Origin of the sequence: Saccharococcus thermophilus (genome assembly GCF_011761475.1) — a bacterium.
Classification (GTDB): Bacteria; Bacillota; Bacilli; order Bacillales; family Anoxybacillaceae; genus Saccharococcus; species Saccharococcus thermophilus.
On record NZ_JAASRS010000001.1, the window covers coordinates 1,406,068 to 1,428,396 of the forward strand.

Genomic DNA, 22,329 nt, shown 5'->3' on the forward strand with positions numbered 1-22,329 from the left:
TGACATATAGATGAATAAACGAACTCTTTTCGCTATCACGACTGGAGTTGGCATTCTTTTTGTGATGATCACAGCAATCATGAAGACATATCGTCCGACAGTCCATCATGAAGAAACAAATCAGCTAAGACCGAAACCGGCCCCTTATATGACAACGACGCCTCGTTCCCATCCAACGGTCGTTACGTTGGACAGTTTGGCAATGGGCGAAAAACTGAAACATAAGCTAAACCATCATCCAAAAATTATCAAAATTCATCATAATAGCCGAGATAAAAGCCATTATTTTAATCATGAAATCACCGTCCGTTTTCAAACGCTTCCGTCTCCCCGCGAGATCAAACAAATGGAACGGACGATTGACGGAAAATTAGTCGACCATTTTGATCACTTTTTTATCTTTCGTTCCTCGACGAAAGCTTATCATGAATTATGTGAATATTTTCAATCCATCCCTTCTGTCGCTTACTGCGAGCCAAACTATATTTATTTGCAAAATGAAATCCCAAACGATTTGCTTTATTCGCGTTATCAATGGAACTTGCCAGTGATTGACACCGAAGCGGGCTGGACGTTATCACGTGGAAAAAAAAGCGTTACCATTGCCGTTATTGACAGCGGGGTCGATTTGAATCATCCAGATCTCGTCCATCGCCTTCAAACAGGCTATAACGTTCTTGCTGAAAATAATATTCCGGAAGATGACAACGGCCACGGCACACACGTCGCAGGCATTATCGCCTCGGAGCCAAACAACCATGAAGGGGTTGCCGGCATCACATGGTTTAACCGGGTGATGCCCATCAAGGCATTAAACGCCGACGGCTATGGCACAAGTTTTGACGTTGCGAAAGGAATCCGCTGGGCAGTCGACCATGGGGCAAAAGTGATCAACTTAAGCCTCGGCAATTATCAGCCTTCGACCGTATTGGAAGAAGCGATTCGCTATGCTTATAGCCACGATGTTGTACTCGTTGCCGCTTCAGGAAATGACAGTACTTCCCAGCCTAGCTTTCCCGCCGCCTATCCGGAAGTGATCAGCGTCGGCGCAGTGAATCCTGATCTTTCTTTTGCCACTTATTCCAATTACGGAAATTATTTAGATGTAGTGGCGCCTGGGACTAATATTGCGAGCACGTTTTCGCAACATCGTTACGCAGCTCTTTCCGGGACATCGATGGCTGCCCCGCACGTCACGGCATTAGCCGGTCTCATCCGCTCCATCAATCCGCACCTGACGAATGATGATGTAAAACAAATTATTATCAACACTGCTACCGATCTTGAGAACAACGGCAAAGATCCGTATTACGGATATGGTTTAATCAACGTCTATCGCGCGTTGGAATTAGCCAGCCGCTGGCGATAGCCATATGGATGGGGATTGTTACAGTACGTAATGTCTCCATCCTTTCGTGTGCGTCAGCAGTGTTGTCACCATCCCCACTACGGTGACGACAACGAGTGAATAAAGAAACGATGTAGAATCGATAACATAACTCCCAATCGTAATAATGAGCGTATCCATCAGAAAAATAATGATCCCTACATTCCAATTGGTCATTCTCGCAATAAATTGCGCTAATAAGTCCGTTCCTCCCGTACTCGTCTCTTCCCGCAGCATCATCCCAATTCCAGTGCCCACCAAAGCCCCTCCAATAATCGAGCTAGCGATTGGATCAATCACAATAATGCCGCGCAGCCCAGAAAACATATCAATCATTAGAGAAGAAAACAATAAACCGTGAAGGCTGTTATAAAAAAATGGGCGATAGTAAAACCAGGCCATAATATAAAGGGGAATGCTCAATAAAATAATCGTCAGCCCCGCTTTTACATGCCAAATATATTTGACGATTAAACCAATTCCAATGATTCCCCCATCTAACAAATGGTGAGGAACTAAAAAAACATTAATGCCGATTGCGAGAAAAATACTCCCAATAATCGTAATAGCCAATTTTTTTAACATCAGAGCGCCACCCCATTGTCCTCCGGCTTGCTTCAATCAAACTTGGTGCGCTAGCCAAAAACTTCGATATAGTTATTATATGGTGACACTTTCAAAGACTTGTCTCTTATTTTCTATTGCTATAATTACAATAATGGATTATAATATGGAATATATTAATATATTAGTATAATTGAATATGACGCTCATTCGACCCTTGAAGTAGAGGTCGCGGCTTTTATGAGTACGGTAAACGAGACGCAGAGCACGTCAAAGACTTTACCGGAAAGGAAAAGCTGCCGAAGTCTGGGCATTTCTCTGGGTGCTCAGGCTGGGGTTGTCACCGAATAGGGGCAACACTGTCATGCCTGCATAGTCTGCGGGTATGGAGCGCTATCTTCATGGGAGAGTTGATGGTATGCAGCTATTTCAACACTGCCGTCGAATCTCCTTCGACGGCTTTTTTATTTATGTAAAAAGGGCATAAACATCTTTCGTTTTTTAACTTATTTGTATAAAGGAGCGAGTTGTTAATGGAAACAGCAACAAAAACAATGGTTACTTCTTCTGCTTCTCTTTCTGAGGGTGGACTGCGGCGAAAACTAAAAACACGCCATTTAACGATGATTTCCCTCGGTGGAACGATCGGTACAGGTTTATTTTTAGCCAGCGGCGGAGCGGTGCATACAGCAGGACCCGGCGGAGCACTTGTGGCATATATCGCTGTTGGCGTTATGGTGTACTTTTTAATGACAAGCCTTGCGGAAATGGCTGCGTACATGCCTGTTTCTGGATCTTTTAGCACGTATGCGACAAAATTCGTTGATCCTGCGTTAGGATTTGCATTAGGATGGAATTATTGGTACAACTGGGCGATTACAATTGCAGCGGAACTATCAGCCGTCACGATGATTATGAAATTTTGGTTTCCACATAGTCCGTCGCTTTTATGGAGCGCGCTTTGCTTAGTCATTATGTTTCTTTTAAATTATTTATCCGTAAAGGGATTTGGAGAGGCGGAATATTGGTTTTCCCTTATTAAAGTGGTAACGGTTATCGTATTTTTAATTGTCAGCTTCCTGATGATTCTCGGAATCATGGGTGGTGAAGCGGTTGGCTTCAAAAACTTTACCATTGGAGATGCCCCGTTTCATGGCGGTTTTATGGCTATGTTAGGAATCTTTATGGCGGCGGGATTTTCCTTTCAAGGAACGGAATTATTGGGAGTTGCTGCTGGCGAAACAGAAAATCCGGAACACAGCATTCCCCGCGCCATTCGTAGCGTGTTTTGGCGCATTTTGCTATTCTATGTATTAGCTATTTTGGCAATCGGCTTGCTAATTCCTTATACAGATGGAAAGCTTGCTAATGACGATGTCACGGTTAGCCCGTTTACACTTGTATTCGATAAAGCTGGAATCGCCTTTGCCGCTTCCGTAATAAACGCTGTCATTTTAACTGCTGTATTATCGGCAGGTAACTCTGGGATGTACGCATCAACCCGCATGCTTTGGGATTTAGCCCGTGAAGGGAAAGCACCAAAATTTTTAGCGAAATTGGATAAACGTGGAGTTCCGGTGAATGCGCTTATTGTCACTTCATCAATAGGAACGCTTGCCTTTTTAGCTTCTTTCTTTGGCGACGGTGTCGTTTATACATGGTTATTGAACGCTTCCGGAATGTCGGGATTTATTGCATGGCTAGGTATTGCTATTAGCCATTATCGATTCCGTAAAGCGTACATTGCTCAAGGGAAAAGTCTCGATGATTTACCGTATAAAGCGAAATGGTTCCCGTTCGGTCCTATTTTTGCGTTCATTGTTTGCACTATTGTTATTTTAGGTCAAAACTATCCAGCATTTATTGGCGGAAAGATTGACTGGTACGGGGTTCTTGTTTCGTATATTGGCCTACCGCTCTTTATTATCGTCTGGCTTGGGTATAAGTTTGTGAAAAAAACAAAAATCGTTCCATTACATGAATGCGATTTTGAACAAAAATAAGGACTTGGTATGTATGACCAAGTCCTTACTTTTGTTCTTTTTGCTTTTCATCATCGATCATTCCATTTGCTGCATTTTTAAATTCACGCAACGTTTTTCCGACCGCTTGTCCTAATTCCGGCAATTTTTTTGGACCAAAAATTAACAACGCGAAGAAAACGATCAGAGCAATTTCTCCAAACCCGATGTTCATGTGATTCACTCCATATGTTTATTCATTTTTCTATTATTATACCATACCAAAACGGAAAGCGCCATTTTCGATACGACTATTCTTCTTGCAGAAGACGAACGGGTACTTCCATTTCACTCTCTGGACGATTTTTTATATAAATACGTGCCATTTCCCGTTCTTCATCCACGTGTTGAATCATTACCTGCTGCCCCTCGTATGTGACTGGCACGATTTTTCCCGATTCAGCGATTTGTTTGGCGCGTATGACTTCCATTACGATATTCCCTCCCTTCTTCGTCCGCTTTGGCGCTATCTTCCGCTAACGCACGTACTCCTTTCCAAAACAATTCGTCATTACATGTAATTGGTTCAAGTTCTCCTTCGTCCCCTTTCGCGTTAATTACTTCTAATAACTGGGTCATATCGGTCGTTTCGCGTTCTTCTTCCCTATATATCATCAAAATGTCACACCTTTCCAAAAATTGATATACTATTGACCCCTCAAAAAAGAAAAAGTATCATTCGAAGTGGTATAAATAAGAAAGGAGGAAGACACTATGAGCGAGCGCGATTATTACTTTGACAACGCAAAATGCGTATTAATGCTCCTCGTCGTGTTTGGCCACTTTCTCCGCCCGTATATTGATAATGTGCTATGGGTACATAGTTTATATATCTGGATCTTCTTTTTTCACATGCCGGCGTTTATCTTGATTTCCGGCTATTTTGCGAAAAAAATCCGCGAGCAAGGATATTTCAAAAAAATTACAAAAAAGCTACTTGTCCCATATTTGATTTTTCAGCTGCTTTACTCTGTTTATTATTTTTTTATATAAAGAAGATTCGCTTGAGTTTAATTTATTGACCCCTCACTGGAGTTTATGGTTTTTAATCAGCCTGTTCAGCTGGAACATATTATTATTCGTGTTCTCTAAAATACCAAAGTCGATATCGCTGTCACTCGCCCTTCTTTTAGGGGTCGGAGCCGGGATGCTTGATGCGGAAAAATGGCTGAGCCTATCGCGTACATTTACGTTTTTCCCATTCTTTTTGCTGGGATTTTTCCTCGAAAAAAGCGAGATCAAGCGCTTATTTACATGGCGAATCCGCTTATTTTCCATTGTTGCGCTCATCGCGATGTTTGTTTTGATTCATTTTGGTTTTCCAGATTTGCCGCAGGAATGGCTGTACGGCTCTAAATCGTACGATGCGCTTGGCGTTCCGGAAGAAGACGGTGTTGTCGGACGTCTAACAATTTATGGGGCAAGCACACTGATGATGATCAGTTTTCTCGCCCTGGTCCCAAACCAGCGTTATTCGTTTTCCGTATTCGGGACAAGAACGTTTTATATTTATGTTTTGCACGGGTTTATTTTAAAATATTTGCATGAAACAAAGTTTCCGGATTTTATCATGAACATTCACGGCTACCCGCTGCTGTTAGGATTGTCGGTTCTCATTATTCTCTTTCTTGGAAGCAAGCCGATCGTACAAATTATGCGCCCGCTTTTAGAGCTGCGTTTGCCGAAAAGAAAACAAGCGGTTTCTTAGTCAAGCAAAAAAGGTGCCCATACTTTTAGGCACCTTTTTTGCTGGATTGCACCGCCCGAACCAGCTGTCTGGCAGCCGTCTCCGGAGACGAAGCAGAAGCGATGGCGCTGATCACAGAAACACCATCCGCCCCTGCCGCGATAACCTCGCCGGCATTGTCCGCCGTAACGCCCCCAATGGCGACCAGCGGAATGGCGATGCCATGGCGGCGCAGCAAACGGATAATCTCCGGACCTTGCGCTTTTTTCGCATCTTCTTTCGATTTTGTTGGATAAATTGGTCCGACTCCGATATAATCGGCACCGGCGTCCATCGCCGCTCGCGCTTCTTCCAAATTATGTGCCGACACGCCAAGAATTTTGTCGCCAATTTTGGCGCGGACGATGCGCGCGTCTTCGTCCTCCTGCCCAATATGCACTCCATCGGCGTCGAGCGCAAGGGCTAGTTCGACATCGTCATTCACGATAAACGGAATGCCATGCTCCCGGCAAATGTGCTGCAATTGCTTGGCGAGCTCATATTTTTGTTCGCCAACGAGCGCGCCGCTTCCTTTTTCGCGGAACTGAAACAGCGTAATGCCGCCGGCAATCGCTTCCGCTAATACTTCTGCCGGAGGTTTTGCACAGTTTACGCTTCCCATAATAAAATATACTTTCAATTGTTCTCTCATTGTATCACTTGCTATTCGCGTCATTTTCCACTCACCTACCGCGCCGCCTTTTCCCGGTACGCCCAATGGTTCGTCGGACCGTGACCATGACCGATGCCTAGCGTATGCTCAATGGCCGCTTGGATAAACGATTTCGCTGTCTGTACTGCTTCTTGAACCGTTTTTCCTTTTGCGAGCTCGGCCGTGATCGCCGCGGCAAACGTGCAGCCCGTTCCGTGCGTATGTTTTGTATCGATGCGCTTGCTTGTGAAATAGAAAAATTCACTGCCGTCATATAATACATCGACCGTTTCTTCCCCATCATCGTCGTGACCGCCTTTAATCACGACATGCTTCACTCCTAGTTCATGCAGACGTTTCGCCGCTTCTTTGCGATCTTCCATCGTTCGAATCGTAAGGCCGGTTAATGCTTCCGCTTCTGGAATGTTTGGGGTAACGACCATCGCAAGCGGCAGCAAATACGTCTTCAGCGCATTTACCGCCTCTTCTTGAAGCAGTGGTGCACCGCCTTTTGCGATCATGACCGGGTCGACAACGAGACAAGTCCAGCCAAACTGTTTCACTTTCGCGGCGACCGCTTCAATAATTTCGGCGCTAAACAGCATTCCCGTTTTTACCGCATCTGCTCCTAAATCCGTCGCGACCGATTCGATTTGCTTTGCGACCGCTTCCGGCGACAATGGGTACACCCCTTGCACCCCAAGTGTATTTTGCGCCGTCACCGCGGTGAGGGCGGACATGCCAAATACGCCTAATTCTTGAAATGTTTTTAAATCGGCCTGGATTCCGGCGCCGCCGCCGCTGTCAGAACCGGCAATCGTTAACGCTTTATATACCATTGTTTTCTCTCCCTTCATTCTCCTTGTTCAATGCGGCCGTATTGGTGGATCTCATCCGCTCCTACGCGGGAAAGCGCGTCTAAAAAGGCGATTTGAAAGCTGCCAGGTCCTTGTTCTCCTGCTTTTTTCGCAGCCATTTCTGCGGCAACTCCATAGCTGACAAGCGCCGCCGCTGCCGCTTTTAACACATCCCGCTCTACAGCCGCAAAAGCGCCAATGACAGAGGTCAATAAGCAGCCCGTACCGGTTACTTTCGTTAATATCGGATGTCCGTTACGGATGATATACGTTGTATTTCCATCGGTTACAACATCCTCTTTTCCTGTAATGGCAACTACTGTTTTCAGCCGCTTCGCCGCATTTTTCGCCAACGATACGACATCTCCGCTCCCTTCTCCCGCATCGACGCCTTTAATGGCCCACGCTTCGCCGATTGTATTCGCAATTTCCGCCGCATTGCCGCGAATGACAGACACTTGGACCGCGCCCGCAATGTTTCGCGCCGTCTCCGTGCGATACGGCGTCGCCCCGGCGCCAACCGGATCGAAAATAACCGGAACGCCAGCTTCGTTTGCCTCTTTTCCGGCAATGATCATCGCTTCCACTTCTGTTGGATTTAATGTTCCGATATTTAAGACGAGCGCCCCTGCAATTTTTGCCATATCGGCCACTTCTTCTTTCGCATAGGCCATCACCGGTGAAGCACCTAACGCAAGCAAGCCGTTGGCCGTAAAATTCGTGACAACGACATTGGTGATGTTATGTACAAGCGGATTGGCTTGTCTCACCTTTTGCAATACGCTCGCCACTTCTTGATTATTGACCATTCCCATCCTCTCCTTTTGGCAAAATAAAAAACACTTTGCGCGCAAGCAAAGTGTTTTTCAGCCCCATATTCTCACTTTCCCTGCGCTGGCATTACCCAAACAGGTTCAAACGGTCAACGGCGGAATATAGCCGTACTCTCAGCCTGCTTCCGCAAGCTCCCGTATTGTTATATCGTTGTTCACCAAAAAGTCTACTCTTTCCGCTTCCGTATTGCAAGAAAAAAATTACGAACGATGTTGCGGCAATTCCGCCATCACTGTCTTTTCGTGCAACGCAGGAGAGGAATGCCGCGATTGCGGCAGCGGCAGATTAAATAAATCTAAATCGATGATATAGCGGGGCCGCCGTTTCGTTTCTTTATAAATCTTTCCAATATATTCGCCAATTAAGCCAAGCGCGATCAGCTGCAGGCCGCCGAGCAGCCAAATCGAGGTAATGAGCGACGTCCATCCCGTTTGCGTATAGCCGGTAAATTTTAATACAAGAAAATAGATGCCAAATAATACGCTGACGAAAAAAGATACAAAACCGAGAAGCGAAATCATGCGGATCGGCGTGATGCTGAACGACGTAATTCCATCAAGGGCAAAGGCAATCATTTTCTTCAGCGGATACTTTGTCGTTCCGGCCAGCCGTTCTTTTCGATCATAGTATACCGTTGTCGAACGAAAACCAAGCAAAGGAACGATGCCGCGCAAAAACAGGTTCACTTCTTCAAACCGCTCGAGCGCTTCGACCACGCGCCGGCTCATTAAACGGTAATCAGCGTGATTATAGACGAGATCGACCCCCATCGCTTTCATTAATTTGTAAAAGCCTTGCGCCGTATGGCGTTTAAAAAACGTATCGGCATCGCGCCGCTTGCGCACCCCATACACAATTTCATAGCCTTCTTGGAATTTTTGGACGAAATCGCGAATGACCGCAATATCATCCTGCAAATCGGCATCAATCGAAACGATGCAGTCCGAACGCGTTTTCGCGGCAAACATTCCGGCCAGCAGCGCATTTTGATGGCCGGCATTGTGCGCCAGTTTCAGCCCCTTTACTTCCAGATAGCGCAAACTTGCCTTGTAAATAATGTCCCATGTCGCATCACGGCTCCCATCATCGACAAAAAGAAGCGTGCTGTCAGCGGAAATCAGCTTTTCCGCAACAAGCGCCTCCCGCAGCGCGCGGAGCTGGCGGATCGTTTCCGGCAATGCTTCCTCTTCGTTATAACACGGCACGACAATCGTAAGCGTTGGTTCGTTCAATGTTATCCCTCCTTACGGTATCACCTTGTACAAATAAATTGTCCATGCCGATTCTTTTGAATGAAACACTTTTTCAAGCGTCAGCTGATTTTGTTTTGCGTTTTCAATCGGCAACGCTGAGAAAATATAGCGGCCGCCCATTTGATAGAATACAGCGGCATTGAGCTCTAAATGTTTAATCGTTCGCTTGGAATCCTTTTTAAACATATAATGTTTGCCCAGCTCATCGACAAAAATATAGCAGCGTCCGCCCCATTCATCGAAGTATTCGCGCAGCTTTTTGTTTTTCGCGAGTTCGTTGGCAATGATTTGACGGAACTTATGTTTATAGGAGAGCGGATAAAAATTGTTATACGTATCGAGCGTGTAAAACCCGTTATATTGCGCAATCGCCGGATGAATGCCAATGCTGGCGACGCGGTATGTATGAACAGGCCGTCCAATATACTCTTTCATTTCTTGAAACTGCTTTTCCGCATAAAACTCGCGAAACGACGGCTTATGGCGATAGACAATTTCTTCATTAAATGCAGTGAGCACCACTAACTGAGCAGCGATAGCGGCGAAACATAGCTTTTTCCACGCTTGTCCTTGCTGCCATAAAATTTTGAGCGAAATAGCAAACAACACGTAAATGACCATCGGCCGCAAAAAATGATAGCGGGCAAAATTGAATTTATCCAACAAATCAAACCGTTCCGTCAGCGGGGCCCAACCTTTATAAAACCAAAACGCATACCATGTGGACAGCGCGAAATTGAGCGCGTGCAAAAAGATAAACAGTTTTTCCTGCCGCCATATTTTCTTCTTCCAGACGATATATAATGCGGCTAGCGTTATTGGCAAAATGACAAGCCCGTGCACCGTCATTACATGCGTATGGCCGAGAATATAGTTTTTGAAAATTAAGCGGATCACCCGCCAGAGCGGCAAACGGGCGTGAAAATATTCATCGCGGCTCGTCGGTTCATCGGAAAATAACAGCGAATGAACAAGGCGGTAATCCACCGCCAAATAAAGAATCGTCATATAGACAATCGCCAAGAAAAACCGCCTGTTCCATCCCTTTCCGCGGATAACGTCGGCAAGCCACCATATTCCCATCGCGCTTAAGAAAAAGAAAAAGCCAAGCACAAAGCTCGAATAAAACGGCAATAGCGTAAGCACCATATAGTTCACCCACGATCGTTCGCCGTTGCGGATATTAAGCAGCGCCCAAAGCGCGAGCGGCATGCCAAGCGTACTCAACATCCCCGACGGCCAAAACGGCGTCAGGGCAAACGAAAGCGCCGCCCCGATGCGAATCCACGTCCACTTTTCATCGCGAAGCACATGCTTTTTCAGCAGCAAATACATGCCGATAAACGCAAAGACACGGGTGATCGCCTGGCTTAAGCCATAGGCATAAATCGGGGGAAACAGCGCATGAAGCCATACGATCCCGCTAAACTCCGTACCGAACGCGTTGCGCGGCAGCCCGTTAATGACTTGCGGGATGACCGCGTTTACTGAACCAAACAACTCTCCGCTTCTAATGACGACTTTATACCAAGCGATATTCGAATCTAAATTATCGTGAACCCGCATATGCGCATCCTCGCCAAGCAGAAAATACGGCGATACAAACAAGGCGATCGCGAGGAACGAGAAGAACAGGAGTCTCTTTTCTATTGTCGGCACCACTTCCCCTCCTTTTTAAAATGTCTTCCTTTATTTTCTATCGAAAAAGGAAAAATATGCATCTTTTCTATATAGAAAAAGGCCGCTCCAAAAAGCAGCTTTAGCTTTTTGGAAACGGCCTTGTGTTGTTGCTGATTATGCAAACAATTTAGCAGGGTTTTTGACAAACATTTGCTCTAATTGTTCTTCCGTTACCCCCTCTTTCATCAGCGTCGGAATGATCGTTTCGAATAAATGCCCGACATGCCAATTGCTCATCAGTGCAGCAAACGGCTCTGGCAGCTGCGGCGGACGGCCGAGCCAAATATTGACGGTGTCATGGGCAAGCATGATTTTATCGGCAAAGCCTTCGCGAAGCAGCACGAGCAGCGTGCGGATCCGCTCTTCATCCGTCGGCGCGCCGACCATGCCTTGGATGCCGAAGCGGTCAAAAGCAATGTACACCCCATATTGCAGCGTCTTTTTATGGTATTCCGGATCGGTGTTGCCGCACATATGGCCGATGACGATTTTTTGCGGATCGGCGCCATGCTCAAACAAGTATGCCGCCTGTTCCGGCCCCATCGTTCCTTCCTGCGTATGGGTGATAATCACGATTCCTGTTTCTTTTTGCGCGCGGGCTGCGGCACGGAAGAACATTTTTTCGTATTCGGTGATCCGGTTTTTGCTTGATGCCAGTTTGATGACGCCCGGTTTTATGCCGGTATCGGCGATGCCGTTTGTAATTTCCGCCATAAACATGTCATATATTTCTTCTTCCGCCGTGCCGAGCAGCTGGCGAAACTTAAAATACGGCGTTGCCCCTTCACCTTCGTAATAATAACCGGTCGCGCAAATGATGTTTAGCCCGGTTGCCTCGGAAATGCGGCGGAGCAGCTCCGGATTGCGGCCGCAGTCATTCGGCGTCGGATCGACAACGGTTTGGATGCCATGGTCCATCATTTTTCGCGCGACGGCAATTCCCGCCTCGAGAGCTTCCTCAAAGCGGAGCGGCCCGAGCGTCACATCGCCTTGAAACCCAGGATACCCAAAGACAAAATGCTCATGGATCAGCGTTTTGCCAAGTTCGCTCGCCGGCACCGGACCGCAGACGGTTTCCACCATTCCCTTTGTCATGCTCTCGCCCCTTTTTCTAATTTTTGATACTCTTCCTCTTGCAATTTCCGCCATAGCAATTTTCCGCTCGATGTCATCGGCAAAGACGAGCGAAACTCGACAAGGCGCGGATATTTATAAGCGGCCATCTGTGTTTTCGCCCATTCAATAATTTCTTCTTCTGTGATTTTGCCGACGTATTCTTCCTGGAGCACGATAAACGCCTTTACCGTCTCGCCGCGGCGCGGATCAGGAACGCCGACAACGCACGCTTGCTGGACGGCCGGGTGTTTATACAGAAGCGATTCGACTTCCGTCGGCCATACTTTATACCCGGACGCGTTGATCATTCGTTTAACGCGGTCAACGATGAAGAAATATCCTTCCTCATCCATCCGGCCGATATCGCCGGTGCGGAAAAATCGCTTTCCGTCAAGTTCAATAAACGCTTCTTCCGTTTCTTTTTCGCGGCGGTAATAGCCTTTAAACACTTGCGGGCCGTGCACGACGATTTCGCCGACTTCCCCGACGCCAAGCTCTTTTCCGGTTGCCGGGTCAATGATGCGGGCGTCCACGTCAAACGATGGAATGCCTAAGCATTGCAATTTCGGACGATCCGGCGGGTTAAAATGCGTCTGCGAAATCGTTTCGGAAAGCCCGTATCCTTCCATATATTTCACTCCTGTCAGCTTAAACAATTTTTCTCCAACCGCTTCCGGAAGCGGCGCTCCCCCGCCGGCGATGCTAACAAGAGAAGAAATATCATATTTTGATAATGATGGATTGGCTAAAAAGTCAATGAGCATCGTGCTTATATTTACCCAATGCGTGCAGCGATGCATTTCAATCAAACACGCGGCGCTGTCGCGATTCCAGCGCGTCATCATCACCATGGCCGATCCGGCAAAAATCGGAAGATGCATGCTATGGACCATTCCCGTCACATGAAAGAGCGGCAAGGTAACGAGGCAAACAGAATCGCTTGTTACGTTCGCCCAATGATAGGCGCCGACAATGTTGGCGTTGACCGTCCGGTGTGAATGAACGCATCCTTTTGGCACTCCCGTTGTTCCCGATGTATACGGAAGCACGGCAATATCATCGACATGTCCCTGATATGGGTTCGGCGGAAGATTTGCTTCTAAACAATCGTTCCAGTAGTAAACATGTTCATGGTCATACGTTTGCCGCGGCAATGCGACTTCATCCGGAAGCGCAATCGGCGAAAATTCGGAAATATAATCCGAATAAGCGGCGACGATAATATGCTCGAGCGGCGTTGCAGATAAAAGCGGCGCCGCTTTGGCGAACAGCTCCTGCCCGACAATGCCGACTTTCGTTTCGCAATCTTTGACGTAAAACGAAAGCTCTTCCGTCGTGTTCATCGGGTTAATCGGAACGACAATCGCTTCGGCGCGCAAAATCGCGTAGTAGGAAACGATAAACTGCGGGGAATTCTGCATGTATAAAAGCACTCGGTCTCCTGGCTGAACGGAAAGCTTTTGCTGCAGGTAGCCGGCAAGCGCGTTGACTTGCTCCCATAATTGCTTATAAGAATAAGAGGCGCCGTAATAATGGATGGCGGTTTTTTGAGGGTAGCGCTTCGCTGTCGTTTCTAAATGATCGACGATCGTTGTTTCCGGCACGGTCAGCGTTTTGCTCAACCGTTTCGGCCAATACGGAAAGTGACGTGTGTTCATCGAATCCCCTCTCCCCTATAAAATGTTAATAGAAAGCGGTTACAATTTCGTTCGTTAGTAAAAAACATATGCGCTCGCCTTTTTAATCTACTGCTCCTATCATTTTCACCACGTGTTAACTAACTGGTTAGTATGTTGTGTGTGCATTTTTTTATCATGATACCGTATCTTTTTGAGAATATCAATAATATTTTGAATATTCCTTTTATACAAACAAAAAACTTGATAAAATGAAGAGGATTGAAATCTCTTTTAGGAGGATACCAGATGACATTACGATACGGGATTGATGCTCCGTTTTGGGTAGGGACTTTGATTACTGTCGGTTTCGTTTTTTCACTTATAAGCCTCATGGGATTGCCGCATAGCATAGGCGGTCTTTTCTTTGGTTTATTCCTATTATGTATGGGACTATGGATGTTTTTCTACTCTACCGTCATCAAAATCAAGCATCGCTATGTCATTTTGCAGCTTGCGGAAGTTCGAGCGGGGGAAGAAGTGCTCGATGTCGGCACAGGCCGGGGGCTTCTCGCCATTGCGGCGGCTAAGCTAGGATGCAATGTCACCGCGATTGACCATTGGTCACAGTGGGATATAAGCGGCAACGGAAGGGAAGCGTTTTTCAAAAACATCGAAATCGAAAATGCTCCCCCGATTGAGCTGATTGACGGAGATGCCCGCGAATTGCCATTTGCGGATGAGCGTTTTGACGCGGTGGTTTCCAACTTTGTCATTCATAACATTAAAGGCGCTAAGGGCAGAGAACAAGCAGTAAGGGAGATGTGGCGCGTTTTGCGACCAAATGGGAGGCTAGTGATTTCTGATATGCAGCGGGTATCGGAATACATCGAGATACTGACTCCTCTGGCCAGCCGCATCGAAACAAAGAAAGTGTTTTACACCTTTCCGTTTTCACAAATCGTGGTGGCCTATAAAAAATAACACAACTAAAAAAGGATAAAATCGATTTCCCGCCGCCCGTTCCCCATAAAAGCCTATTCACTAACCGCGATGCCAAAATAAAAGGACGGTGCAATGCCGGCGTTATAGGAAGCGGCGCAACACTGGAACGCATTCCGACATCGAGGCGACGATGACATCGGCGTCGCCTTGCTTAGCCAATCTATACGCATCGATAAAAATGGTGCGGCAGCCAAGCCGGCTTGCCGGGAGGATGTCATTTTCCAAATTGTCGCCAATGCTGATCATCTCTTCATACTGGATATGATAGCGATCTCGAATCGTTTGCAGATGGCTTGCCGTTTTGATCGGTTTGCCTGCTTGAAAAATTTTATGATGAAAAACATCAGCCAGCTTTAGTTTGTGCAAAATAGCCTCGCTGTCCGGCTTCGGGCTGTTCGTCATTAAAATGAGCACTTTACGGTTTTTCAGCTGCTCTAGCGTCTCGGCCAGCCCGGGAACTCCGTTCATCGCAAAATCCGGCCCCATCATCCACTTTCTCGTTTCCAAAAACGCCGCATATGTATCTTCATTCGTTAAACCATAATGACGGCCGATCGAGCTTGGCACCCACCATAAGTCGCCGATGCTAAATAAGCGGTCAAGATCGATTTTCACCTGCCCGGGGTAGATCGTTTTTGCTTCGGCAACTGCCAGCTTTTCGCCGTTCCAGCGGTACGCTTCGCTCACGAATCCGTTTTGCAAAAACAAAATAAGATCTTCGCCGGCATCATACACACTGCCGATGCGAAGCGGATGGCGGCCGGAAAGAACCGCGCGGTAATCTTCCCAAAAGCGGGGTCGATCTTCTTCACGCAGCCGCTTAGCGACCTGCGCGGCGTAATATTCAAAATGATGGGTTTCTTCATACAATGTGCCGTCTAAATCAAAGACAATCGCTTTTACGTTTCCGTTGTTCATGCTGCTTCCCCCTTCTTGATCGCTGCGGCCGCTCGATATGTTTGTTTTCCGGCCGCAAGCGTTTAGTAACTCAGTTGGAAGCACGCCGGTCAGGTGCCGGTTGCCTGGATGTCACACTTTTTTATATTATTATAAGACAGCATCACAAAAATACAAATGATGGAAATCATGAACTAGCAAACAAGCGCTGGCCAATCGAACGCGGCCAATTCGTGAAACTGCTTGATCACTACATCCGCTGCCGCCAACTCTTCACCCGCGGCAAAACCAAATTGGCAGCCAATGGCGACTAGCCCGTTTTCTTTTGCCGCCTCGATATCGGAACGTCGATCCCCTACCATCACCGCTTTTTCAATCCCGTAATCATTCAACAGCTGTTTGACTAATGCGGATTTCGACGTCAGGGAAAACCGATCGAGGCTGTAAAAATCGATAAAATAGCGCTCGAGCAAAAAGGCGGTCCGAATCGCGGCGAGATAGCGCTGACGCCCGTTGCTTGCGACAAAAAGCGGAATTCCTTGATCGGCAAGGGCCGCAAGCGTCGTGTGCACGTCTGGATATAACCGCCCGTTTCCTTGCCTGATTTCATCAATGATATCATCCAAAAACCATGCGGCTGCTCGGTCGCGCACCCCTTCACTCTCTTCCGGCATCAATTGGCGCCATACTTCTGGAATCGGAACGCCAAGAATCCGCAAATATTTCTCGACTGGCGTGTCCCCTTGCCACAGCCCTTCACGGCGCAGACGGCCAAACGTCTTATGCAGGGCAGGAACAAGAACGGTTTCCGTTTGAAACAGCGTGCCGTCCATATCGAAAATGACGGCAAATGGAATTTCGTTCATGTTGTTTCCTCCTTTTGAAACAGCAGCAACATTGAATCCATCACCGGCTCATAACCGATTTCCATATAAATTTTATTCGAAGTCGGGTTGTCTAAATCGGTATAAAGGGAAGCGGTTTTATATCCTAAATCTAATACATGTTGCGTCAGTGCCGCCACACAATCAGAAGCGTATCCATTTTTTCGTTTTTCCGGCGGCGTATATACCCAGCCGATCGTTACATTCGTTTTCGTTGGACGGGCCCAGCGCGCCATCGAAACCGGCTCCCCATCGATCATCCATACGTATAGTTGCTGATTGGCGATCGCTCCTTGCACCGCCTGTGCCGCTTCCTCTGCGGATGCCGGAAGTCTAACGTCCTCACAAAACCGGACAAACCATTGGCACAGCATTTCCATATCGCTCATTTGCGCCGGACGCAACACGCCTCGTTGAGAGGCAGACCTTTTCACCTGTTTCAGCACTTGACCACTCCTTATGCCTAAAGGCAGGGGATTCTTGGGTAATCCCTTCTACCGAAGAGAAATGGACCAAGCTCAACCCGCCGGCCCAGCGGTGAATAGTCTTATACCTTCTTGCAAGATGTTTATAGCTGCGTTTACGTCCCGGTCATGGTGCGCTCCGCAATTCGGGCATGTCCACACCCGCAAGTTTAGGTTTTTGACTTCTTTGTTTTGATAGCCACATTCAGAGCAAAGTTGTGAAGATGGAAATTGTTTGTCCATTTTTACGATGGTTCTGCCATACCATTTCGCCTTATATTCCAACATATCTACAAACTCAGACCAAGACGCATCTGTGATTGATTTTGCCAGATGATGATTCTTAACCATGTTTTTTACTTGCAAGTCCTCCAAACAGATTACTTGGTTTTCGTCAATCAGTTTGGTAGACAGCTTATGTAGGAAGTCACGTCTTGCATTGACGATTTTTTCATGAATTCGAGCCACTTTTAAGCGTGCTTTGTTCCAGTTGGAACCGCCTTTTTGGCGGCGAGATAGGATTCGTTGCCACCTAGCCAGCTTCTTTTCATACTTTCTGAAATATTTCGGCGCATTGATTTTTTCTCCAGTAGAGAGAATGGCGAAATCTTTTAAACCAAGATCGATGCCAATGGCTTTTCCTTGGCTAACGGGTTTATATGGGCAGCAGTTCCTTTCGCATAGAATGGAAACAAAGTACTTTCCAGATGGATGGCGCCGAATCGTGGCGGAAAGAATTCTGCCTTCTACTTCCCGTGATTTTGCGAAACGTACCCATCCTAACTTGGGTAGTTTGACTTGATTTCCAACTACTTCGATCGATGGTTTTCCTTTCTTTGGGTAGTTGCATTGGCTAGTGTAAGTTTGGACAGGGTTTTTCTTGCTCTTGAAACGTGGGCGGCCATTCTGCTTTTGGAAAAAACGTTGGAAGGCGTCGTCCAGATGTTTTAGCGCATTTTGAAGGGCTGTAGAATCGACTTCTGTTAACCATTCCCATTCCTTTTTCAATGGAGTTAACTGATTTGCGCAAGTGTTATAGGTTAAACCTTTGCCTGTTTGCTCATACGCTTCATTCCACTTGGCTAAAAAGTGATTGAAAACAAAACGGCAGCATCCGATGTTCTTGTTAATGAGTATCGCTTGTTCTTTCGTTGGATAGATCCGGAACTTAAACGATTGGTGTGGAAGTTGTTCTTTTTTCTTTTTTGCCATGGTTTTCCCTCCCGCTTCTTATTGGTTGAGATTCCATATATTGTTTTACCGCTTCCAAGGACACGGTTCCAACGGTGGCTACAAAGTAAGAGTTGGTCCATAGGGATGGCAAGCGTGATTTTCAATGCGGGAATTCCTGGCGCAATATTCGTGACGTATATCCCTTTACATGCTTAATCACTCTGTGAATACCAAACTGTGGATCGCATTGGATGAATTAGATGCACATGGTCTGGCATGACCTCCATTTCGGCCATTTCTGCCTGTAGTTCCTTTGCCTTTGATGCGAACAGTTCTTTTCATCATTCACTTACTGGAGGAACAAGTACTTTTTCCGATACTTCGGACAGAAAACGACATGATACTTGCAATCATACACGATATTTCAGTTACTTTGGACTTTTCTTATATTTGCCACCTAATGAAATGTTAATACCTTCATGCTGTTCTAGAAATGGCAATACATCCTGTTTGAACAAAGAAAAGTCGGCGTATCGGCGAAATTCGATCATCTTTCCCGCTCCTTCTATGTATCTATTCGAATTTTCACAACCATTTTGCAATTTTTGTAGCATCATTATAACATGGAAACAATCGGATGCACTGTTTTTCCTGTGCAAAAAAGGACTTTTCCAGTCACTGTGGAAATAACCGATAATGAAACAGGAGAAGAAGCATGCAGCCCATTCCAATTCATGAGATCCCCGAAGACATTCATGACGATGTAGGAACCATATGAAAAAGCGGCCAGCGCCGTGTCCGCCCACACTTATTCATGGTGATTTTACGATTGATAACGTTCTTGTTCGCGACGGAAATATGGTCGGTATCATCGATTGGAGCGGCGGCGCTTTCGGAGATCCAAGGTACGATGCGGCATTGGCCATCCGTCCGAAGCAAAACGCGTTTCAACATGAATCGGACGTCATCGTGTTTTTTGAAGGATATGGGCAAAAACCGATCACAAAAAAAGAATATGAGTATTTCGCAAACGGATTGTACGAGTTTTTCTAGAGAATATCATACATAGATAAGGAGAATGGAACGTGCTTACTGCCTTCATTCACGGCTTTATCCTAGCGCTTGGCCTGATTCTTCCGCTCGGTGCGCAAAATGTATTTGTCTTTCAGCAAGGAGCGGCGCAGCCCCGCTTTTTGCGGGCGCTTCCCGCAGTGCTTACCGCGGCGCTGTGTGATACGGCGCTCATTTTATTGGCGGTGCTCGGCGTGTCGGTGGTTGTGTTTACGATGCCCTGGCTGCAAACGATCCTATTTACCGTTGGTTTCTTTTTTCTATTATATATGGGATGGACGGTTTGGAAGAGCCAGCCGTCTTCTGCGAACGATCAAGGGTCGATGCCGCCGAAAAAACAAATACTGTTTGCCCTTTCTGTTTCATTGCTAAATCCTCACGCGATATTGGACACCATCGGGATGATTGGCACCAATTCATTGAATTATGACGGGGCCGAAAAAGTTACTTTTACCGGTGCCTGCATTTCTGTTTCCTGGCTGTGGTTTTTCTTTCTTGCCATTGCCGGAAAAACGATTGGCCAGATTGATCAAAAAGGAACGCTGATGAAACGCATCAATCAACTTTCCGCTCTCATTATATGGGCGGTGGCAGCGTATCTGATCATAAATTTATGGAAAAATTAATCTCTCCCCACTTGCATTTGGTTGAAGTGGGGAACTTCCGTTGCTTTCTTCCTCTAGTTTATCGAACAGACATCCACACCTTCTTTTCGCAACGCTTCATATAGCCGCTTCGCAAACAGCACCGCTTTCCTGCCATCCCCGTGAATGCATACCGTTTCCGCTTCGATCGCAACGTCGATGCCTTGCAAAGTGCGGACGCGTTTTTCTTTCACCATAGTCAGCACTTGCTGGACCGCTTCTTGTTCATCAACAATCACCGCGCGCGGGTTGCTTCTTGGTGTCAATGAACCGTCTTGTTGGTACGTTCGGTCCGCGAATACTTCGTTCGCCGTGCGCAAGCCGATTTTCTTTCCAGCGCGAATTAGCTCGCTCCCGGCAAGTCCGTACAAGGCTAAGGCTGGATCGACATCATACACCGCTTTGGCGATCGCCTCGGCCAGCGCCGCGTCTTTCGCCGCCATGTTATAAAGGGCGCCGTGCGGCTTGACGTGCGACATCGTCCCTCCTTCCGCTTTCACAAATGCGGCGAGCGCCCCGATTTGATAAACAACATACGCATACGCTTCCTCTGGAGTGACCGCGATGTTGCGCCGGCCAAAGCCAAGCAAGTCCGGAAACCCCGGATGAGCACCGATCGCCACTTTTCGTTCCAACGCCATTTGCACCGTTTTCCGCATGACAAGCGGATCGCCGGCATGAAAGCCGCAAGCAATATTGACAGAGGTGACATAGCGCAATATCTCCTCCTCTTCACCAAGTTGGTATACCCCGAAGCTTTCGCCAATGTCGCAATTCAAATCAATGCGCGTCATGAACTTCCCTCCATTTTTGTTGAATCATTCGTTTCCATCTTTTCATTTGCTGTTCCCGTTCCGTATATAGCTGGCGTGCTTCCTGCCACGATACTTTTTGAAATTGAATGTGATCACCTGGGCGCGCCTGCGCTAAAATCGGAAGGTCCACGCTAATCACTTGAGCGATGCGCGGATACCCGCCTGTCGTTTGGCAATCGGCCATCAATACAATCGGCTGGCCTTTTTTTGGAACTTGAATTGTTCCAAACGTGACCGCTTCCGAAATCATTTCTTGATTCGTCTTGCGCTCAAGAGCTTGCCCTTGCAAGCGATAGCCCATGCGGTCTGATTGCGTCGTCACTTCATACGTGGAAGAAAAAAATCGCTCTTGGCTTTGCTCGGTAAACATGTGATATTCCGGGCCTTCCACAACGCGAACAATTTTTCTCTTCCCGTTTATGTAATTTCTTGCTGAAAAAGCAATTCCCCAACGAATAGGGCTTTCTGGAATCGTTAGTGTATTGGATCGCAGCGGCAACACATCCCCCGGCTGCAGCGATCTTCCATGAAAACCACCGATGTGCGCTTGTACATGTGTAGAACGGCTATTCATCACAAGCGGAATGTTGAGCCCGCCCGCAAACGCGACATATGCACGATAACCGTTCTGGCACGCCCCTATCGACAAAATATCGCCGCTGCGGGCGACAAGCGGTTTCCACATCGATACCGATTCACCGTTTAATGTACAGCGAAATGAACCGCCGCAAATCGCAAGGAGCGCGTCCGTTTCAAAACGAAGCGTCGGACCGCTCATCGTTATTTCTAATGTCGCTTCATTAGGGCCATTCCTGACAAGCAAATTTGCAAGGCGGCTTGCAAACGAATCCATCACTCCTCCAACAGACACACCGGCTTTTTGATATCCGAAGCGTCCTCCGTCCTGCACGGTTGTGAAAAATCCGCTATGTATTACTTGAATGGCGCTCATCATCCCACATCCTATACTGTTCTTCGGTAATCGGACAAAATTGTACGATATCTCCCGCACGAAGCAAACTCGGCTCCTCATGATGCGGCCGGAACAAAGCGAGCGGCGTTCTTCCGATGATTTGCCACCCGCCTGGAGTCGCCAGCGGGTAAACTCCTGTCTGATTGCCGGCAATGCCGACCGAACCGGCTGGCACATGCGTTCTTGGGGTGGCGCGGCGCGGAGTGGCAATCTTAGGAGACAATCCGCCTAAATAAGCAAATCCGGGAGCGAAACCAATCATATAAACGCGATAGCGCCCTTGCGCATGAATGGCAATGACCTCGTCTTCCGTCATCCCGTGAAAGCGGGCGACCTCTTCTAAATCCGGACCAAACTCTCCACCGTAACAGACGGGAATGACAACGGTTCGTGATGGCGGCGCTTCCACTTGTTCGACCCGCTCAAGCTCTGTTCGCAGCCACTCACACATTTCCTCGTAGCCTCCAACGACAAGCGGATCGTAATACACCGTCACCGAGGAAAACGTCGGGACAATATCCAAAATCCCGTTCTTTTTCTGTTGTTCCAAAAAAATGGCGACACGATGAACGTAGTCATTCACCGCTTCGTCCACTTCCGCGGAAAAACGAACCGTCACCGCATATTCGCTTAACGGAAACATTGTATAATCCATTGTCATCCCTTCCTTGAAAAAACAATGCTGGGCGGCCTGCTT

At 47.2% G+C, this 22,329-nt stretch carries 23 protein-coding genes, 2 pseudogenes and 2 riboswitches; of the genes and pseudogenes, 6 read left to right on the forward strand and 19 right to left on the reverse strand.

Features of this window, described 5'->3' with window-relative positions; translation table 11 throughout:
- Positions 1-10 precede the first annotated feature (10 nt).
- Positions 11-1,369 carry a S8 family peptidase gene (locus tag BDD39_RS07265; protein ID WP_166909401.1) on the forward strand — a complete coding sequence of 453 codons (1,359 nt, stop codon included), beginning with the start codon at positions 11-13 and terminating at the stop codon, positions 1,367-1,369.
- Between the two features lie 18 nt (positions 1,370-1,387).
- Here BDD39_RS07265 and BDD39_RS07270 read toward each other — a convergent pair whose 3' ends face one another.
- Complete coding sequence (locus BDD39_RS07270) at positions 1,388-1,972, reverse strand: YitT family protein (RefSeq protein WP_166909403.1); 585 nt, start codon at positions 1,970-1,972, stop codon at positions 1,388-1,390.
- A gap of 194 nt (positions 1,973-2,166) precedes the next feature.
- Positions 2,167-2,355: riboswitch (Lysine riboswitch) on the forward strand.
- A gap of 129 nt (positions 2,356-2,484) precedes the next feature.
- On the opposite strand from BDD39_RS07270, the gene BDD39_RS07275 reads away from it, so the two are divergent.
- Positions 2,485-3,954, forward strand: coding sequence for an amino acid permease (locus BDD39_RS07275; RefSeq protein WP_166909405.1), 1,470 nt, complete (start codon positions 2,485-2,487; stop codon positions 3,952-3,954).
- 25 nt (positions 3,955-3,979) lie between these two features.
- Here BDD39_RS07275 and BDD39_RS07280 read toward each other — a convergent pair whose 3' ends face one another.
- From BDD39_RS07280 to BDD39_RS07290, 3 genes are all read right to left on the reverse strand, one after another.
- Positions 3,980-4,147 carry a twin-arginine translocase TatA/TatE family subunit gene (locus BDD39_RS07280; protein ID WP_166909407.1) on the reverse strand — a complete coding sequence of 56 codons (168 nt, stop codon included), beginning with the start codon at positions 4,145-4,147 and terminating at the stop codon, positions 3,980-3,982.
- A 76-nt stretch (positions 4,148-4,223) separates the two neighbouring features.
- Positions 4,224-4,403, reverse strand: a complete 180-nt coding sequence (locus BDD39_RS07285; RefSeq protein WP_166909410.1) for an H-type small acid-soluble spore protein — start codon at positions 4,401-4,403, stop codon at positions 4,224-4,226.
- The gene (locus BDD39_RS07290) at positions 4,372-4,587 is read right to left on the reverse strand and encodes a hypothetical protein (protein WP_166909412.1); all 216 of its coding nucleotides are present in this window, start codon (positions 4,585-4,587) and stop codon (positions 4,372-4,374) included. Before BDD39_RS07290 ends, BDD39_RS07285 begins: the two co-directional genes overlap by 32 nt.
- A 99-nt stretch (positions 4,588-4,686) precedes the next feature.
- Between BDD39_RS07290 and BDD39_RS07295 the strand changes: the two are divergent.
- Positions 4,687-5,680, forward strand: a pseudogene (locus BDD39_RS07295) (acyltransferase family protein).
- Between the two features lie 25 nt (positions 5,681-5,705).
- Here BDD39_RS07295 and thiE read toward each other — a convergent pair.
- The 7 genes from thiE to BDD39_RS07330 form a co-directional block, all read right to left on the reverse strand.
- A complete protein-coding gene (gene thiE / locus BDD39_RS07300) occupies positions 5,706-6,374 on the reverse strand; it encodes a thiamine phosphate synthase (protein WP_166909414.1) in 669 nt (222 codons plus the stop codon).
- Between the two features lie 11 nt (positions 6,375-6,385).
- The gene (thiD, locus tag BDD39_RS07305; RefSeq protein WP_166909416.1) at positions 6,386-7,189 is read right to left on the reverse strand and encodes a bifunctional hydroxymethylpyrimidine kinase/phosphomethylpyrimidine kinase; all 804 of its coding nucleotides are present in this window, start codon (positions 7,187-7,189) and stop codon (positions 6,386-6,388) included.
- A 14-nt stretch (positions 7,190-7,203) separates the two neighbouring features.
- Complete coding sequence (thiM, locus tag BDD39_RS07310; protein WP_166909418.1) at positions 7,204-8,016, reverse strand: hydroxyethylthiazole kinase; 813 nt, start codon at positions 8,014-8,016, stop codon at positions 7,204-7,206.
- 59 nt (positions 8,017-8,075) lie between these two features.
- Positions 8,076-8,189, reverse strand: a riboswitch (TPP riboswitch).
- A gap of 52 nt (positions 8,190-8,241) precedes the next feature.
- Complete coding sequence (locus BDD39_RS07315; RefSeq protein WP_166909420.1) at positions 8,242-9,273, reverse strand: glycosyltransferase family 2 protein; 1,032 nt, start codon at positions 9,271-9,273, stop codon at positions 8,242-8,244.
- Positions 9,274-9,285: 12 nt separating this feature from the next.
- On the reverse strand, positions 9,286-10,953 hold the full coding sequence (locus BDD39_RS07320) for a DUF6044 family protein (RefSeq protein ID WP_166909422.1): 1,668 nt from the start codon (positions 10,951-10,953) through the stop codon (positions 9,286-9,288).
- Positions 10,954-11,088: 135 nt separating this feature from the next.
- Positions 11,089-12,069, reverse strand: a complete 981-nt coding sequence (locus BDD39_RS07325; protein WP_166909424.1) for a phosphotriesterase family protein — start codon at positions 12,067-12,069, stop codon at positions 11,089-11,091.
- Entirely contained in the window at positions 12,066-13,748 is a 1,683-nt protein-coding gene (locus BDD39_RS07330; protein ID WP_166909426.1) for a long-chain fatty acid--CoA ligase, read from the reverse strand. Before BDD39_RS07330 ends, BDD39_RS07325 begins: the two co-directional genes overlap by 4 nt.
- Positions 13,749-14,015: 267 nt before the next feature.
- Between BDD39_RS07330 and BDD39_RS07335 the strand changes: the two genes are divergently transcribed.
- Positions 14,016-14,690, forward strand: a complete 675-nt coding sequence (locus BDD39_RS07335; RefSeq protein ID WP_166909428.1) for a class I SAM-dependent methyltransferase — start codon at positions 14,016-14,018, stop codon at positions 14,688-14,690.
- Between the two features lie 102 nt (positions 14,691-14,792).
- Here the strand turns inward: BDD39_RS07335 and BDD39_RS07340 are convergent, their stop codons facing one another.
- The 5 genes and pseudogenes from BDD39_RS07340 to tnpA form a co-directional block, all read right to left on the reverse strand.
- Positions 14,793-15,629, reverse strand: coding sequence for an HAD family hydrolase (locus BDD39_RS07340; protein ID WP_166909430.1), 837 nt, complete (start codon positions 15,627-15,629; stop codon positions 14,793-14,795).
- A gap of 173 nt (positions 15,630-15,802) precedes the next feature.
- The gene (locus BDD39_RS07345) at positions 15,803-16,474 is read right to left on the reverse strand and encodes an HAD-IA family hydrolase (RefSeq protein WP_166909432.1); all 672 of its coding nucleotides are present in this window, start codon (positions 16,472-16,474) and stop codon (positions 15,803-15,805) included.
- On the reverse strand, positions 16,471-16,938 hold the full coding sequence (locus BDD39_RS07350; RefSeq protein ID WP_341801453.1) for a GNAT family N-acetyltransferase: 468 nt from the start codon (positions 16,936-16,938) through the stop codon (positions 16,471-16,473). Before BDD39_RS07350 ends, BDD39_RS07345 begins: the two co-directional genes overlap by 4 nt.
- Before the next feature lie 72 nt (positions 16,939-17,010).
- Positions 17,011-18,168, reverse strand: coding sequence for an IS200/IS605 family element RNA-guided endonuclease TnpB (gene tnpB, locus BDD39_RS07355; protein ID WP_166909434.1), 1,158 nt, complete (start codon positions 18,166-18,168; stop codon positions 17,011-17,013).
- Positions 18,125-18,550 (reverse strand): annotated as a pseudogene (tnpA, locus tag BDD39_RS07360) (IS200/IS605 family transposase). The gene tnpB and the pseudogene tnpA overlap by 44 nt, the downstream one beginning before the upstream one ends.
- 353 nt (positions 18,551-18,903) lie before the next feature.
- Between tnpA and BDD39_RS07365 the strand changes: the two are divergent.
- Both BDD39_RS07365 and BDD39_RS07370 read left to right on the forward strand, forming a co-directional pair.
- Positions 18,904-19,182, forward strand: coding sequence for a phosphotransferase family protein (locus tag BDD39_RS07365; RefSeq protein WP_166909436.1), 279 nt, complete (start codon positions 18,904-18,906; stop codon positions 19,180-19,182).
- A 32-nt stretch (positions 19,183-19,214) separates the two neighbouring features.
- Positions 19,215-19,826 carry a LysE family transporter gene (locus BDD39_RS07370; protein ID WP_166909438.1) on the forward strand — a complete coding sequence of 204 codons (612 nt, stop codon included), beginning with the start codon at positions 19,215-19,217 and terminating at the stop codon, positions 19,824-19,826.
- A 53-nt stretch (positions 19,827-19,879) separates the two neighbouring features.
- Here BDD39_RS07370 and BDD39_RS07375 read toward each other — a convergent pair whose 3' ends face one another.
- From BDD39_RS07375 to pxpB, 3 genes are read right to left on the reverse strand one after another with little or no spacing between them, the layout of a single operon-like run.
- Positions 19,880-20,638, reverse strand: coding sequence for a LamB/YcsF family protein (locus BDD39_RS07375; RefSeq protein ID WP_166909440.1), 759 nt, complete (start codon positions 20,636-20,638; stop codon positions 19,880-19,882).
- A complete protein-coding gene (locus tag BDD39_RS07380) occupies positions 20,625-21,611 on the reverse strand; it encodes a 5-oxoprolinase subunit C family protein (protein ID WP_166909442.1) in 987 nt (328 codons plus the stop codon). The genes BDD39_RS07375 and BDD39_RS07380 overlap by 14 nt, the downstream gene beginning before the upstream one ends.
- On the reverse strand, positions 21,586-22,287 hold the full coding sequence (pxpB, locus tag BDD39_RS07385) for a 5-oxoprolinase subunit PxpB (protein ID WP_166912321.1): 702 nt from the start codon (positions 22,285-22,287) through the stop codon (positions 21,586-21,588). Before pxpB ends, BDD39_RS07380 begins: the two co-directional genes overlap by 26 nt.
- Positions 22,288-22,329: the final 42 nt, after the last annotated feature.

Excerpts from the sequence above, each read along its gene's own strand:
- BDD39_RS07265 (WP_166909401.1), top strand. The coding sequence starts at position 11 with ATGAATAAACGAACTCTTTTCGCTATCACGACTGGAGTTGGCATTCTT.
- BDD39_RS07270 (WP_166909403.1), bottom strand. The coding sequence starts at position 1,972 with ATGTTAAAAAAATTGGCTATTACGATTATTGGGAGTATTTTTCTCGCA.
- BDD39_RS07275 (WP_166909405.1), top strand. The coding sequence starts at position 2,485 with ATGGAAACAGCAACAAAAACAATGGTTACTTCTTCTGCTTCTCTTTCT.
- BDD39_RS07280 (WP_166909407.1), bottom strand. The coding sequence starts at position 4,147 with ATGAACATCGGGTTTGGAGAAATTGCTCTGATCGTTTTCTTCGCGTTG.
- BDD39_RS07285 (WP_166909410.1), bottom strand. The coding sequence starts at position 4,403 with ATGGAAGTCATACGCGCCAAACAAATCGCTGAATCGGGAAAAATCGTG.
- BDD39_RS07290 (WP_166909412.1), bottom strand. The coding sequence starts at position 4,587 with ATGATATATAGGGAAGAAGAACGCGAAACGACCGATATGACCCAGTTA.
- thiE (WP_166909414.1), bottom strand. The coding sequence starts at position 6,374 with ATGACGCGAATAGCAAGTGATACAATGAGAGAACAATTGAAAGTATAT.
- thiD (WP_166909416.1), bottom strand. The coding sequence starts at position 7,189 with ATGGTATATAAAGCGTTAACGATTGCCGGTTCTGACAGCGGCGGCGGC.
- thiM (WP_166909418.1), bottom strand. The coding sequence starts at position 8,016 with ATGGTCAATAATCAAGAAGTGGCGAGCGTATTGCAAAAGGTGAGACAA.
- BDD39_RS07325 (WP_166909424.1), bottom strand. The coding sequence starts at position 12,069 with ATGACAAAGGGAATGGTGGAAACCGTCTGCGGTCCGGTGCCGGCGAGC.
- BDD39_RS07330 (WP_166909426.1), bottom strand. The coding sequence starts at position 13,748 with ATGAACACACGTCACTTTCCGTATTGGCCGAAACGGTTGAGCAAAACG.
- BDD39_RS07335 (WP_166909428.1), top strand. The coding sequence starts at position 14,016 with ATGACATTACGATACGGGATTGATGCTCCGTTTTGGGTAGGGACTTTG.
- BDD39_RS07340 (WP_166909430.1), bottom strand. The coding sequence starts at position 15,629 with ATGAACAACGGAAACGTAAAAGCGATTGTCTTTGATTTAGACGGCACA.
- BDD39_RS07345 (WP_166909432.1), bottom strand. The coding sequence starts at position 16,474 with ATGAACGAAATTCCATTTGCCGTCATTTTCGATATGGACGGCACGCTG.
- tnpB (WP_166909434.1), bottom strand. The coding sequence starts at position 18,168 with ATGGCAAAAAAGAAAAAAGAACAACTTCCACACCAATCGTTTAAGTTC.
- BDD39_RS07365 (WP_166909436.1), top strand. The coding sequence starts at position 18,904 with ATGAAAAAGCGGCCAGCGCCGTGTCCGCCCACACTTATTCATGGTGAT.
- BDD39_RS07375 (WP_166909440.1), bottom strand. The coding sequence starts at position 20,638 with ATGACGCGCATTGATTTGAATTGCGACATTGGCGAAAGCTTCGGGGTA.
- BDD39_RS07380 (WP_166909442.1), bottom strand. The coding sequence starts at position 21,611 with ATGAGCGCCATTCAAGTAATACATAGCGGATTTTTCACAACCGTGCAG.
- pxpB (WP_166912321.1), bottom strand. The coding sequence starts at position 22,287 with ATGGATTATACAATGTTTCCGTTAAGCGAATATGCGGTGACGGTTCGT.